This is a genomic window from Pseudomonas sp. Marseille-QA0892 (genome assembly GCF_054950135.1).
This window is the reverse complement of record NZ_CM143104.1, coordinates 1,183,068-1,196,249: the sequence shown is the minus strand read 5'-3', so window position 1 is coordinate 1,196,249 and position 13,182 is coordinate 1,183,068. Positions and strand designations below refer to the sequence as shown.

11 protein-coding genes and 1 tRNA gene are annotated in these 13,182 nt (G+C 59.8%); 5 read left to right on the top strand and 7 right to left on the bottom strand.

Translation table 11 applies throughout. The features are described from left to right. Window positions 1–57: 57 nt before the first annotated feature. The 3 genes from ACY8D3_RS05565 to ACY8D3_RS05555 all read right to left on the bottom strand — a co-directional run bounded on the left by ACY8D3_RS05565 (window position 58) and on the right by ACY8D3_RS05555 (window position 5,520). Window positions 58–1,314: a virulence factor family protein gene (locus ACY8D3_RS05565; protein WP_462382365.1), complete on the bottom strand. Its 1,257-nt coding sequence runs from the start codon at window positions 1,312–1,314 to the stop codon at window positions 58–60. 7 nt (window positions 1,315–1,321) lie between these two features. Beyond that, window positions 1,322–3,973, bottom strand: coding sequence for a bifunctional lysylphosphatidylglycerol flippase/synthetase MprF (gene mprF, locus ACY8D3_RS05560; protein ID WP_462382364.1), 2,652 nt, complete (start codon window positions 3,971–3,973; stop codon window positions 1,322–1,324). Between the two features lie 629 nt (window positions 3,974–4,602). Beyond that, entirely contained in the window at window positions 4,603–5,520 is a 918-nt protein-coding gene (locus ACY8D3_RS05555; RefSeq protein WP_462382362.1) for an alpha/beta fold hydrolase, read from the bottom strand. Between the two features lie 97 nt (window positions 5,521–5,617). Here ACY8D3_RS05555 and ACY8D3_RS05550 point away from each other — a divergent pair, with 97 nt between their 5' ends. Continuing rightward, window positions 5,618–6,196: a CGNR zinc finger domain-containing protein gene (locus ACY8D3_RS05550; protein ID WP_462382360.1), complete on the top strand. Its 579-nt coding sequence runs from the start codon at window positions 5,618–5,620 to the stop codon at window positions 6,194–6,196. Window positions 6,197–6,498: 302 nt separating this feature from the next. Here ACY8D3_RS05550 and ACY8D3_RS05545 read toward each other — a convergent pair. After that, window positions 6,499–6,575: transfer RNA gene (locus ACY8D3_RS05545), tRNA-Met, on the bottom strand. A gap of 189 nt (window positions 6,576–6,764) precedes the next feature. Here ACY8D3_RS05545 and dinB point away from each other — a divergent pair. Beyond that, window positions 6,765–7,820, top strand: coding sequence for a DNA polymerase IV (gene dinB, locus ACY8D3_RS05540; protein WP_462384254.1), 1,056 nt, complete (start codon window positions 6,765–6,767; stop codon window positions 7,818–7,820). 46 nt (window positions 7,821–7,866) lie between these two features. Then, window positions 7,867–8,559 carry a tRNA (N6-threonylcarbamoyladenosine(37)-N6)-methyltransferase TrmO gene (gene tsaA / locus ACY8D3_RS05535; protein ID WP_462382358.1) on the top strand — a complete coding sequence of 231 codons (693 nt, stop codon included), beginning with the start codon at window positions 7,867–7,869 and terminating at the stop codon, window positions 8,557–8,559. Window positions 8,560–8,604: 45 nt separating this feature from the next. On the opposite strand, the gene fpr is transcribed toward tsaA, so the two are convergent. Beyond that, window positions 8,605–9,381 carry a ferredoxin-NADP reductase gene (fpr, locus tag ACY8D3_RS05530; RefSeq protein WP_462382357.1) on the bottom strand — a complete coding sequence of 259 codons (777 nt, stop codon included), beginning with the start codon at window positions 9,379–9,381 and terminating at the stop codon, window positions 8,605–8,607. Window positions 9,382–9,544: 163 nt separating this feature from the next. On the opposite strand from fpr, the gene ACY8D3_RS05525 reads away from it, so the two are divergent. Then, window positions 9,545–10,471, top strand: coding sequence for a LysR family transcriptional regulator (locus ACY8D3_RS05525; protein WP_462382355.1), 927 nt, complete (start codon window positions 9,545–9,547; stop codon window positions 10,469–10,471). On the opposite strand, the gene erdR is transcribed toward ACY8D3_RS05525, so the two are convergent. Next, window positions 10,472–11,122, bottom strand: coding sequence for a response regulator transcription factor ErdR (erdR, locus tag ACY8D3_RS05520; protein WP_462382354.1), 651 nt, complete (start codon window positions 11,120–11,122; stop codon window positions 10,472–10,474). It lies immediately after the preceding gene. Between the two features lie 216 nt (window positions 11,123–11,338). Here erdR and ACY8D3_RS05515 point away from each other — a divergent pair, with 216 nt between their 5' ends. Then, window positions 11,339–12,247 carry a DMT family transporter gene (locus ACY8D3_RS05515; protein WP_462382352.1) on the top strand — a complete coding sequence of 303 codons (909 nt, stop codon included), beginning with the start codon at window positions 11,339–11,341 and terminating at the stop codon, window positions 12,245–12,247. Here ACY8D3_RS05515 and ACY8D3_RS05510 read toward each other — a convergent pair. Further along, the gene (locus ACY8D3_RS05510) at window positions 12,214–12,945 is read right to left on the bottom strand and encodes a tRNA-uridine aminocarboxypropyltransferase (RefSeq protein ID WP_462382350.1); all 732 of its coding nucleotides are present in this window, start codon (window positions 12,943–12,945) and stop codon (window positions 12,214–12,216) included. The genes ACY8D3_RS05515 and ACY8D3_RS05510 overlap by 34 nt on opposite strands. Between the last annotated feature and the right edge of the window lie 237 nt (window positions 12,946–13,182).

Here is a 13,182-nt window from a genome sequence, read left to right as displayed (position 1 = left end):
CGCCCGGGCACGTGGCAAACGAAGCGGTGCGCGTCAGATCCCATACCCGGCGCAACGTCAAGGACGCGGAGTGCGCGCGTCGATGGCTTTCATCATGTATTGGGCCAAGCGGTCATAGTCGCCGTCATAGTGGTGACCTCCTGGGAGCTCCAGCCTTTCACCGATAGCGCCCGGCTGGGTACATCCGCTCTCATCCCGCTCCTCCGCGCCATAGATGCAATAGATCTTGCTTGCCGGCACCTTGACCATTTCAGGCCCGGTCTGCGCTTCGTCGCCCGGCTTGCCCAGCCAACCCGTGACCTGGATCTCGAAGTCACCGCTGCGCGCGAAGGCAAGCAGCAACATTGTCGTCACCTGATTCTGGTCCTCAGCCGGAAGCCGGTTATAGACGGCAGGCAGTATATCTGCCCCGAAAGAATACCCGGCCAGTACGAAATGCTTGGCGGCCCACACCTCGCGGTAATGCTGCATCAACTTGGAAAGGTCGGCCGCGATGCGCTCTGGCGACTTGTGCTCCCAGAAATAGCGAAGCGCGTCGACCCCAACGACCGGATAACCGTGCTTCGCCATCGTCTCGGCGGAGTCATGATCGAGATCTCGCCAACCACCGTCACCGGAGTAAAAGATAGTAACGGTATCACCCTGTGCCGCATCCTCCTTTTCGGGACGGATCTCAATAGTTGGTACGTCGCTATGGCGACCCTGAAGCTGGCGTAGCAGCTGATCCTGAAGTACCGTTTTCAAGGGGGTGTCGTAGTCGCTGATCGTGGTATCGGCGTTGGGCTGGTTCCGAACGAACACCGCGGTGTCGTCGCCAGGATTATCGTTCCAGGCAAGGTGCCACTTCCCCTTGGCCTTCTCAGGCCAGGGGTCGCCGCAATCGGGCTCCGCTATCTTGCTGCCGACCGACAGCGCGTTTCGGCCGTCTTCATTCTGAGCCGCGAGCCAGCGCCACGCTTGCACACCACCCGCACCAATGCCGGCAACCCAATCCGGCGTAGCGCCGAGCTGCTCGATCGCCGCATTCAGTTGCGTACGGTGTGCCATGCAGTCTTGGGCTTGAGCGATTCCATATTGCAGGAATCGCGCACCGGTCTTCTGTGCTAGCGCCAACAGCTCCGATTCGCTTAGCGCTTCGCCCGCCGGCGCCGCGATGAGGACCTGCGCGCGCGGCTCCCCTGCCGGCAGTGCAAGTAGTGAACCGCCGTCCAGCTCTTGCACGCTTGCCTCCGTTGGCCAACGTTGTGACCACCACCGGAGGGAAAGAAAGGCAGCTGCCACAATCACCACCAAAAACAACAGCACTTTACGCATGCTTACCTCAACGCTTCACCAAACCGGTATAGCCACCCGCGATGAGGGCCGCGGTATCCGCGAACGCCACGAGCGGATCGAGCCCCGCAGGCACCGCCATGTAGCGCGGCTCCCACTCTGGATCGAACTTATCCTTGAAACGGCGGAGCCCCTGGAAGTTGTAGAACTGCTCCCCCCGTCGGAACACCATTGCGCCAAGGCGCTGCGTAATGGGTGCACCGCGTCGCGGGTGAAGCCCGGCGAGCGGAACCATGCCCAGGCTGAACCGCGCCACGCCCTTGGCTTTGTAATGCAGGATGAGCCCCAACATCAGGAACTCCATCGTCAACTTGGGTGCATCGGCGGCCACCCGCATGAGGTCCAGGCTTGCAAGGTCCTGCCGCTCGGTTTCGAGCAGGTTCGCGAATGCAACAGCCTTGCCCTGAAAGCGCACCACAGCCATGCGGAAGTGTTTGAGGTAGGTCTCATCGAAGCGACCAAGAGAGAAACCTTTTTCTCGGACGTGCTTGCTCTTCAGCCAGACATCCGAGATTTCCTTCAGCTCCTCCATGGGCGCTTCGCCTGGCTCGTGGAACTCGACACAAAGCCCATCACGCCCACCTCGGTTCCAGGTATAGCGAAGGTCCTTCTTGCCTTTACTGTCCAGATCAAAAGCAGCCAGATCGACCCTTGCCTCCTCGCCGAGTTTCAGAGCAGTGAGGCCGATGTCCATGTAGAACGGCAGGTTTTCCGCGCGCACCTGATAGAAAACGGGCCGTGCGTGGTGCAGGTCGCACAGGTCACGGAATTTCCAGATGAGCTCCGCACGGGCCTGCGCCTTGCCAATGGGATCGAACAGCGCGATGAGGCTACGCCCCCGGCGGCCGTACATGATGAAGGCTTCTTCGGTGTCGTGAAAAAGCAGCGCCTTGTCACCCGTCATGACCAACCCCCCATCGGGCTGCGCCGACGCTCGCACAACATTTAATGCACGTGCGAGGGCCGCCTCATCGGGACGCTGGATCGGCGGCGGTGCGGCGCGCAACAGCCAGCCCAGCGAAAGCACCAAAAGCAGCACAGTGCTACCCAGCGCCGCTCGAAGCCCTCTCGGTGCATCGGCATCCAACGCAAACTGCCACCACAACTGGTTTTCGTACGATACGTCCTTATAGACGAAGAAGAGCAGCCAGATCGAGGCGCCGATAACGCATAGGCTCGCAACGACATACAAGGGCGAAAATGGCAGCTCCAGCAGTCGGCTCCGGCGATAAAACGAGTTGCGGAAAACCACGAGCAGCGCTGCCGTCAGCATCAGGATGCTCGCTTCTTCCCAGTCCAAGCCCTTGAGCAACGAAAGAATGGCGCCGGCGACAAGCAGGCACAGCGTCAACGCCCAGGCCGCCGAAAGGCGACGGCGAAGCCCGAGCGCCAAAAGCAGGCAGAGAACCCCAACCAGGCTGGCGCCAAAGTGCGAGAGGCTGATCAGCGATACCGGTATCACAAAATCAAGAACATCGAGTCGGTTATCGGCCGTAGGCGTGACACCGGAGAAGAGCAGAACTACACCGGCCAAAAACACGAGCATCGCAAGCACGGGCGCCGCGAGCCCGGAGGCGATTCGAATCGCTGACCGCGTTGGCAGGAAACGCCGCCCCTCATTGATCAACAGGGCGACACAGCCGATGGCGAACGGAAGCAATAAATAGATGAGTCGGTAGACGAGCAGCCCGGCTGCCAGGGGAGCAGCGCCGAGCTGCCCCGCGAACGCCGCCAGAAAGACTGCCTCGAAAACACCCACACCGCCAGGCACATGGCTAAGTACGCCAGCGGCCAATGCGAGCAGGTAAACAAGCAGGAACGTGCCAAACGGTGGCGATTCCGGAATCAGCAGGTACAGCACGGCAGCGGCAGCCAAGACATCCAGCAAAGTGATGAGCAGCTGGAGCATGGCAAGCCGGAAGGTTGGCAGTCGCAGGGTGACGCGCCCAACACGGGTCAACAGGCTTTCCGGAGACGGTTTTTCCGCAAGCCGCCGCCACCGGACGATCACCATGGCCAATACGTATAGGACAAGGATCGCAACCGAGACCGCTGCGATTATCGGTGAGGGTACTTTCAAGGCTCCTTGCGCCGCCGACAGATCACTTAGGGCGGCGATCGCTGCCAGGGGCGGCAGCGCCAGGCCAAGGGAAAGGCTGGCAAAAACGGTCATCCGCGCGACCTGCAGCGCGCCAAGGCCCTCTCTCGAATACAGCCGGTATCGGACTGACCCGCCCGATAGCATGGCGAGTCCCACCGTGTTGCCAATCGCGAACGCGGTAAAACCGCCTAATAGCCACGTCCTGGCAGGTAGGGTGGCGCCTGCGAACCGCAATGCGGACCACTCATACCCCAAAAGAACGATGTAACCGAAAACAGTCGCCAGCACGGCCCCAACCAAGGCACCTCGCGGTATCGCCAGAACCGCCTCATGCAGCGTACCGGGATCAATTTCCAAGAGCAGCCGATGGCATACCACAAGGGCAATGCCAAACAACAACAGCGTCGCGCCGAGCTCGATTGGCCTTCGGTAGGCAGTCAAGCGCTCGAGGAGGCGCCATGGCAAAGCAGGTGGAGGAACCGGCTTGTGATTGACACTAGAAGAGGACGTTGGATCGGGAGCAGACTCGGTAGCGCTCATGAAACCCTCAAAATGGTGCGCCGGCGGTTAAGCACCTCCACTCGGACGTGCATGCGACGCAAATATAAACAGTGCCTGTTTGTCGCTGGAATGTGTGTGTGCCGGGGTTGATGATTATCCGCGGCTCCCTTTCTAGGCCAGTCGCCGACATGCCGTTTCGGTGGGTTCGACCTTACAGAGACCATGCTCGGCACAATCGTTCCGATAGATCCCTGCCGGTTAGCCAGCGCAGGCATGCGTTATCCCTACTGCTTTAGCGTAGTACCAATAACCTCAGATGAAGAAAGGCCCCGTCTGCGCACGGCGGACGGGGCCTCTCCAGGGATCGTCGAGGGGAACGAGTCACTGTCAGGTCTGGGCAATAACGCTCTCCGGCGGCGGCATCATGCCAGAAGACCTGGACACCGTGAATAGCGCCAAAATAGCCCATCCCAGACGCCCTGCTCTGCACGATCCGGGCACCGCTTCGGGCAACCTGCCGCGGCACCGCGAAGGCTACGGCGCCGCCCGAACCGCCGCCCGCGGGAGGTTAGCTTTCGTAGATGACAGTGCCGTGTCGGTGGGTTTCCTGACCCAATTGCGTTTGTCACCCATCGCACCCGCCTGCACCGCCGAACCACTGACAGGACTCAATCTTGCTGGAGGTGCGCGTCGAGGAAGTTGCGAATGACAGGGATGATCTCGTCCGCATGCGTCTCCAGCGCGAAGTGGCCCGTTTCATAGAAACGAATGTCCGACTCTGGAATATCGCGCCGCCAGGCTTCTGCGCCCGCCGGAAGAAAGAACGGGTCATTCCTTCCCCACACCGCAAGCAGTGGTGGCTGGTAGCGACGAAAATACGTCTGGAACTCCGGATACTTCGCAACATTGGTGGCGTAGTTCAGTACCAGGTCGAGCTGAATGTCTGCATTGCCTGGCTTAGATACCTGAAGACCTTCAAGCGTATAGCCATCGGGCGCGACTAGGCTGGGATCCGGCACACCCTCAAGGTACTGCCACTTCACGGACGCTGGCGTCGGAAAGTCGTGCAGGGCAGCGCGGTTCTCGGCAGTCGGCGCCGCCCAGTAGCGCCGGATAGGCGCCCACCCCTCGCCAAGACCTTGCTCATACGCATTGCCATTCTGTGAAACGATCGCCGTGATGCGTTCAGGATGTGCCGCCGCAATACGCCAACCTACAGGCGCGCCGTAGTCATGGACAACCATCGCGAACCGGTCGATACCCAGCCCGTCCACGAACCCGATCATCGTTTTCGCGAGCTGCTCGAACGAATAGTCATAGTCGCCACGCGCGGGACTTTCCGTGAAGCCAAAGGCAGGCAGATCCGGTGCGACCACATGGTATCTGTCCGCGAGCGCCCTGATAACGTCGCGGTACATGTAAGACGACGCAGCGAAGCCATGAAGCAACAAAACGCCTGGCCTGCCCCGCTCACCTGCCTCGCGATAGAACACGTTCACGGCTCCTACCTGCTCATACCTGTGGTGCACTGCCGAGTGATCAGGATCAGCCGTGCATGGATACGTGATCGAACCAGCGCGGGCCATAGCCTTCTCCTTGTAACCTGTAAAAAGACAATTTGAAGGTTACTCATCAATTTAGTAACCTGTCAAACACGATTTACTGGTTACATCGAGACGAGCAATGCCTACTGATATTCCGCTCCCTCAGTTCGTTGCAGGGGATCCGGCCCTCGACTTCGTCAACACGCGTTACGGCATGGGGTCGAACGAACATGACTGTCTGACCGATGATGTGGCGGTACATACCTGGCTGGGCCTTGCGGGATTTTCGGCCGGCGCCCTGCCTGCTCTCCCGGAAGGCCTATGCACGCTTGCACGCAGTCTTCGTGAAGAGTGCAAGCGGTTGCTGGAAGCTGCACGGGCGGGCACGTCTACTTCTGAGCCGAATGTTCTCAATGAAGTGCTGGAGAAGGGCTGCCCGTATCGGGTCGTGGAATGGGATAAGCAAGCAAACGCGTTTACCGTGACGGATCGTCCCCGCAATGGACAGCCAGAGAGTCTTCTCTACCCCGTCGCCACCGCAATGGTGGCGCTGCTTACGGGTGATCGACTCGCGCGCGTGAAGGAATGCGAAGCACACGATTGCGTGCTGCTTTTCACTGACACCACCAAATCCGGCCGCCGCCGCTGGTGCAGCATGGCTACGTGCGGGACGCGAATGAAGGTTGCCGCGTTCCGGTCAAGGAAGAAGGAAGCGTAAGCAGCCTGGATGGCGCCTCTGCATGCGACGGAAAGCCTAAGTGGTATGGCTGTTCTCAAACGCAGCGCAAAAGACCGCTCAAATGGCGCTGAAGAAGCGCCGAGAATCAGAACGGGCCGCCGCGCAGCGTAGCGATCCCGTTTTGAAGGAATAGGCGACCCACCTTGCTGCTAAAGCATTCGGCGCTGCGAGAGCTGTGAAGAAGCACCGCCATGGAGGCCAACGCATTCGGCACATGCCGTTCAGCAACGCAGAAAAGCAAAAACCCCGATTGCTTTCGCAATCGGGGTTTCGGCTATATTTGGTTGCGGGAGCCGGATTTGAACCGACGACCTTCGGGTTATGAGCCCGACGAGCTACCAGACTGCTCCATCCCGCGTCTGATGTCGGCCATTCTACTCGGATCCGCGATGCTGTCAACAGGCATTTCGAAAAAAGTGTCATACCAGCAAATACTTACGTGCGCCCTACGGAATGCTGCCGCTCGTAAGCGCAGCGCCGGCGCGGGCTGGCATTGGCCGCGGGACGCTTCATAATGACGCGTTCCGTGTGATCCGAGACCATGACGCTGCGAAAAATCGTTCACATAGATTGCGACTGCTTCTACGCCGCTATCGAGATGCGCGACGACCCCAGGCTGGCCAACCGCCCGCTGGCGGTTGGCGGCTCGGCTGAGCGCAGGGGCGTCATCGCGACCTGTAATTACGAAGCGCGGGCCTATGGGGTTCGATCGGCGATGTCGTCCCGCCACGCCATGAAACTGTGTCCGGATCTGCTCATCGTGAAGCCTCGATTCGAGGTGTACCGCGCTGTCTCGAAGGAAATCCAGGCTATCTTCCGTGACTACACGCCCCTTATAGAACCCCTTTCGCTGGATGAGGCATACCTCGATGTCAGCGACAGTCCATTCTTCGAGGGCAGCGCAACGCGTATCGCCCAGGACATCCGGCGACGGACATGGGAGGAAGTCAGGGTCACCGTCTCGGCTGGGGTGGCCCCAAACAAGTTCCTCGCAAAGATCGCAAGCGACTGGCGCAAGCCGGATGGTTTGTTCGTTATCGCGCCCCATCAGGTCGACGCGTTCGTTGCGGAATTGCCGGTCAACCGGTTGCATGGCGTTGGTAAGGTAACGGCCGATAAACTCGCTCGCTTGGGCATCACGACGTGCTCAGACCTGCGCCAATGGGAGCGTCGTACGCTTGCCCGCGAATTCGGCAGCTTCGGGGAGCGCCTCTACAACTTGGCACGTGGCGAGGACAACCGCCCCGTCCAGGTAGATGGCCGACGCCAGTCGCTCAGTGTCGAAAACACGTTCGAGCGAGACCTGCCGGACCTTGATGCATGCCTCGCACAGCTTCCAGGGCTTCTGGAGGAACTCACCACTCGCATGACCCGACTGGACAGTAGTTATCGTCTCGAAAAGCCGTTCGTGAAGCTCAAGTTCCACGACTTCACCCAGACCACGCTCGAGCAGGCGGGAGCGGGCTTCGATGCGACGAGTTATGCACGCCTTTTGACAGCCGCCTACGCGCGTGGCGACCGTCCGGTTCGCCTGCTGGGCGTTGGCGCACGGCTCACCGACCTGCGTAAGGGTGGCGAGCAACTCGAGCTGTTTGCCAGGTAGCGCGGCCCTTCGGCTACCATTGCGGCTTGCCATACGGACGCACAGAATGTCTTACACCGTTTCACCGATCGGAACCCTTCACTCCTGCTTCAAGGAGAAGTTCGCGATACCACGGCAACCGCAGCTGGCGCCTGCCGCCCGGGGCTGGCTCGAATTGCACCCTCCCTTTGATCGAGCCGAGGCAGTTCAAGGCCTGGAGCACGTCAGCCACGTCTGGTTGCTGTTCCTCTTCCACCAGGCGCTCGAGGATAAGCCCCGCCTCAAGGTGCGCCCCCCTCGTCTGGGTGGCAACCGGTACATCGGCGTCTTCGCCAGTCGGGCCACCCACCGTCCGAATGGGCTAGGCCAGTCCGTGGTTCGGCTTGAGCGCGCCGAACCGGGACGACTGTTGCTGTCCGGAATCGACCTACTCGATGGCACGCCCGTGTTGGACGTGAAGCCCTATGTGCCGTATGCAGACGCCATAGATACAGCGCACAACCTGCTCGCAGACGCGGCACCCGCGGCAATCAAGGTGACCTGGGACTCTTCAGCGCGGCAGCAGGCAGTAGCGCATTCGAATAGGCTGAACGAGCCTCTCGACGATCTGATCGAACAATGCCTTGCGCAGGATCCGCGACCGGCCTACCAGCAACCATCGCCTGAACGCCGTTACGGTACCCGCTTCTGGGACGTCGAGGTTCACTGGCATTACCCTGAACCCGGCGTTATCCGCGTGCTTGATGTCGCGCCGGCCTGAAGCCAAAAAAAACCCGCCGTAGTAGCGGGTTTTTTATGCCGTCGCTTACTTCTCGACGAAGGCGCGCTCAATCAGGTAGTCGCCTGGCTCGCCCATGCGTGGGGAGATCTTCAGGCCAAATCCATCCAGCACTTCGCTCGTCTCGTCCAGCATGCTGGGGCTGCCGCAAATCATGGCGCGGTCATCCTGTGGATTGATCGGAGGCAGACCGATGTCGCTGAACAGTTTTCCGCTACGCATCAGGTCGGTCAAACGGCCCTGATTTCGGAATGGCTCACGGGTGACCGTCGGGTAGTAGATCAGCTTTTCACGAACTTCCTCGCCGAAGAATTCGTTCTGTGGCAGGTGCTCGGTGATGAACTGCTCGTAGGCAACCTCATTGGCGTAACGAACACCATGGATGAGAATGACCTTCTCGAACCGCTCGTACGCTTCTGGGTCCTGAATCACGCTCATGAACGGCGCGAGGCCCGTTCCGGTGCTCAGCAGATAGAGGTGCTTGGCCGGAAGCAGGTCGCCGAGGATCAGCGTACCGGTAGGCTTGCGGCTAACCATAATTTCGTCACCTTCCTTGAGATGCTGCAGGCGCGAAGTCAGGGGGCCATCCGGCACCTTGATGCTGAAGAACTCGAGGTGCTCTTCATAGTTGGGACTGGCAATCGAATAGGCGCGCATCAGTGGGCGGCCGTTGACCTCCAGGCCGATCATGACGAATTGCCCGTTCTCAAAACGCAGCCCGGGATTGCGGGTCGTTTTGAAGCTGAACAGGGTGTCGTTCCAGTGATGCACACTGAGCACGCGCTCAACGTTCAGATTGCTCATTGATTCCTCTCAAGAAATAGGGGCCCAACAGCACGTGCTGCTGACCGGAAGATGCCGCCAACGGCGTGAACACCGGTATAAGGCGAGATTGCCGCGAATTCTAAGGTCGTCCACAATATCTGTTAAGTGAATTATCAAGATATAGCTAATCGGTTATATAGATATGAGATTTACCTTACGTCAGCTTCAGGTTTTCGCCGCGGTCGCGCGACAGGAAAGTGTCTCGCGCGCGGCCGAGTCACTCGCCCTTTCCCAATCTGCTGCCAGTACGTCGCTGGCGGAACTCGAGCGCCAGAGCGGCTGCCAGCTCTTTGACCGCGCGGGCAAGCGTTTGAGCCTCAACGCACTGGGTGCGCAGCTATTGCCAAAAGCAGTATCTCTGCTGGATCAGGCGCGGGAAATCGAGGACCTGCTCAACGGCAAAAGTGGCTATGGCTCGCTCGTCGTTGGCGCGACGCTGACGATTGGCAACTACCTTGCGACCCGATTGATCGGCGAATTCATGCAGCGCCATCCGGAATGCCAAGTGAAACTGCAGGTTCAGAATACGGCGCATATCGTTCAGCAGATCCTTCATTACGAGCTTGACCTCGGCCTCATCGAAGGTGACTGCAACCACGACGAAGTTGAGGTCCAGCACTGGATTGAAGACGAGCTCGTCGTGTTCTGCTCACCGCGCCACGCATTGGCAGAGAAACGGCACGCGACGCTTGATGAACTTGCGCGCGAGGCCTGGATACTTCGCGAACAGGGCTCAGGTACACGCCTGACCTTCGACCAGGCCATGCGTCATTGTCGTACCCGGCTCGATGTCAGACTTGAGCTTGAACATACCGAAGCCATTACAAGGGCCGTGGAGTCCGGGCTCGGCATAGGCTGCATTTCCCGGCTCGCGTTGAAGGATGCCCTTGCGAGAGGCAGCCTCGTCGCCATCGAAACGCCGGAGATCGACCTGAGTCGCCATTTCTCCTTTATCTGGCATCGCCAAAAGTATCAGACGGCCGCCATGGCAGAGTTCCTGGACCAATGCCGCGCCATGACAGCGGGCATTGCGCGAAGCCACGAGATTGACCTTCCACCATTCGCCTAACTATCCGCTGGGGATGGATTCGAGCTGCTGAAGCAGAAGCGCCGCCTGCGTTCGGGTACGCACGCCGAGTTTCCTGAAAATCGCGGTGACATGCGCCTTGACGGTCGCTTCGGACACGCTGAGCTCGTATGCAATCTGCTTGTTGAGCAGGCCTTCGCACACCATGGTGAGTACGCGGAACTGTTGGGGGGTCAGGCTGGCCAAGCCTTCACTGGCTGCTCTGGCCTCGGCACTGACCTGTACCTCGCTAAGCGCTTGGCTTGGCCAGGAAGTATCGCCGTCCAGGACCGCCTGGACAGCGTGTTGGATCGCTTCGAGGGAACTTGATTTCGGTATGAAACCCATCGCGCCAAACTCGCGGGCGCGGGCCATGACGGCGGGCTCCTCTTCGGCTGACACCATCACCACAGGAACATGGGGATATTGACCGCGCAGCAACGCGAGCCCGGAGAAACCGTAGGCGCCTGGCATATTGAGATCGAGCAATACGAGGTCCCAGTCGCTGTTCTCATTGAGGCATTGCTCGAGCTCGGAAATGCTGGAGGCCTCTACCAGTCGTATCTCCGCCCCCAGGCCCATCGTCAGCGCCTGGCGCATTGCGCTTCTGAACAGCGGGTGGTCGTCCGCAATAAGTATGTTATATCCGGCCATTAGGACCTGTTCCTGATTGTTCTTCTTGAAGGCCTACGCCCACGGTTCGGCTTCCTGCTCGACATCGCTCAGCCAGACCAACGTCTCACCTCGGATGGGCAGGACACGGACTGGTCATCGCGACGGCACACACGCCAAAGCATGACGAGACCGCCTGGGGTGGTCAAGGCCGGTGGTTTGCTGCACAGTTCGCCGATTTGACGGCTGGAGGCCTTCATGTATCCGCGCGCCCTGCATGCTGACTTTCTCATGCTGGTTACAGCAATCATCTGGGGCAGCGCCTTCGTGGCACAGCGAGCCGGCATGGACCACATCGGCCCCTTTCTTTATAACGGACTTCGTTTCTGTCTCGCGACCCTGGCCCTACTGCCCCTGCTGCATTATTGGCCGCGCAAACCAAGAGCCATACCCCAGCGAAACGACTGGCTCGGTGGCCTCCTCCTTGGTGTTGTCCTGACCACGGCCGCCAACCTGCAACAGGTAGGACTGCTCTTCACGACAGTCACCAATGCGGGATTCATTACAGGGCTCTACGTGATCATCGTCCCGCTGATTGGCATCGTGCTGGGCCACCGCGCAGGCCTTGGCACCTGGGGTGGTGCAGCGCTCGCAGTTGTAGGCATGTTCATGCTGAGCGTGGGTGAGGGATTCAGCGTGGCATCCGGAGACTGGCTTCAGCTTATTGGTGCAGTACTTTGGGCGGTACATGTAATACTCGTCGGCCATCTGGTAGCGACGCGCGATCCACTCCGCCTCGCCATGCAACAGCTAGGCGTTTGTGGCTTGATAAGCCTCGGGCTTGCAGTCGCCTTCGAACCAATCGCCTGGCAGGCCATTAAGGCCGCCCTTCCAGCCGTTCTGTATGGTGGCCTGATTGGCGTCGCCATTGGCTACACGCTTCAGCTCGTCGCTCAACGCAACGCCATCGCTTCGCATGCCGCCATCATATTTTCGCTCGAAGCCGTATTCGCAGCGATCGCCGGCGCGCTTATGCTCAACGAATCGCTGGATGGACGCGGCTATGCTGGCTGTGCCCTGATGCTGGTGGGCATGCTGGTGGCCCAACTCTGGCCACGCCGCGAAGCGGGGTATCACGCACCGGAATCGGACTCGCCCATGAGGTAAGGCCTCACGCATTCGTGCGCAGCACTTAGAAGATTGACGGGCAACCCGCGCTTGCCCTGCAGGTAACGTTCGCTGAACAGGTCAAGATAGGCATCCAGCGCATAGGCGGCGGTTTCGTCGCCGGCAAGCTCAAGACAAAGCGCAGCGACCTCAGCCGTGCAGAGGTGATCGTCTCGTTTCGAGCGGCGTAGACGATAACGTGAGAGCGAATCCGGCTGGATACTCAAGACAGGGAAGCGGTCCAAGTATGGGCTTTTGCGAAACATCTTCCGCGCTTCGGTCCAGGTCGCATCTAGCAGGATGAACAGCGGACGGCGATCGCTTTTACCTGGCATTCCCACCACCCGCTCCGCTTGAACGAACTCACCCGGAAACACCACGTAAGGGTCCCACTGAGGGTCGTCCAGCAGCGCCAGCAGTGCCGGATCCACCTCGGTACGTGACCAGCCGAACGCGAACGTATCAGGTACCAGATCTGCGATTAACCAGCCGGTATTGCTGGGCTTGAGTGGCTCCACATCATGCATGATCAGGCAGACGCCAGCACGGCCCTCTACCAGTGGTTTCCACTCACAGAAACAATGGGTGCGATGAACGCGGCAATTCGGACAGCGATCGGTACGGGAGCCTCGCGCCCTGAATGGTTTGGTCGCTCTTGCAAGCCGATCCGCTCGGAGCCGCGCCACTGAATGATTCATCGAGAGAGTCCCAGGCCTGCACGTCTTCCGCAGTGTTCGATGGACCGAAGGTCTCGCGAATCTCGTCCGTTTTCAGCCCAGCGCGTAAAGCCATTTGCCCCTGAGGCCAGGTCCGAATGGACCAGGCCGGGCCGCAAGGCCGAAGCAGGAAGGAAGCCAGGATAAAACATGCAAACTCCAGGTCGATTTGCCGTACATGCGGGCCCCGCATTATGCGCGCCCAGCCGGCATGGGCGC

Excerpts from the sequence above, each read along its gene's own strand:
- ACY8D3_RS05565 (WP_462382365.1), bottom strand. The coding sequence starts at position 1,314 with ATGCGTAAAGTGCTGTTGTTTTTGGTGGTGATTGTGGCAGCTGCCTTT.
- mprF (WP_462382364.1), bottom strand. The coding sequence starts at position 3,973 with ATGAGCGCTACCGAGTCTGCTCCCGATCCAACGTCCTCTTCTAGTGTC.
- ACY8D3_RS05555 (WP_462382362.1), bottom strand. The coding sequence starts at position 5,520 with ATGGCCCGCGCTGGTTCGATCACGTATCCATGCACGGCTGATCCTGAT.
- ACY8D3_RS05550 (WP_462382360.1), top strand. The coding sequence starts at position 5,618 with ATGCCTACTGATATTCCGCTCCCTCAGTTCGTTGCAGGGGATCCGGCC.
- tsaA (WP_462382358.1), top strand. The coding sequence starts at position 7,867 with ATGTCTTACACCGTTTCACCGATCGGAACCCTTCACTCCTGCTTCAAG.
- fpr (WP_462382357.1), bottom strand. The coding sequence starts at position 9,381 with ATGAGCAATCTGAACGTTGAGCGCGTGCTCAGTGTGCATCACTGGAAC.
- ACY8D3_RS05525 (WP_462382355.1), top strand. The coding sequence starts at position 9,545 with ATGAGATTTACCTTACGTCAGCTTCAGGTTTTCGCCGCGGTCGCGCGA.
- erdR (WP_462382354.1), bottom strand. The coding sequence starts at position 11,122 with ATGGCCGGATATAACATACTTATTGCGGACGACCACCCGCTGTTCAGA.
- ACY8D3_RS05515 (WP_462382352.1), top strand. The coding sequence starts at position 11,339 with ATGTATCCGCGCGCCCTGCATGCTGACTTTCTCATGCTGGTTACAGCA.
- ACY8D3_RS05510 (WP_462382350.1), bottom strand. The coding sequence starts at position 12,945 with ATGAATCATTCAGTGGCGCGGCTCCGAGCGGATCGGCTTGCAAGAGCG.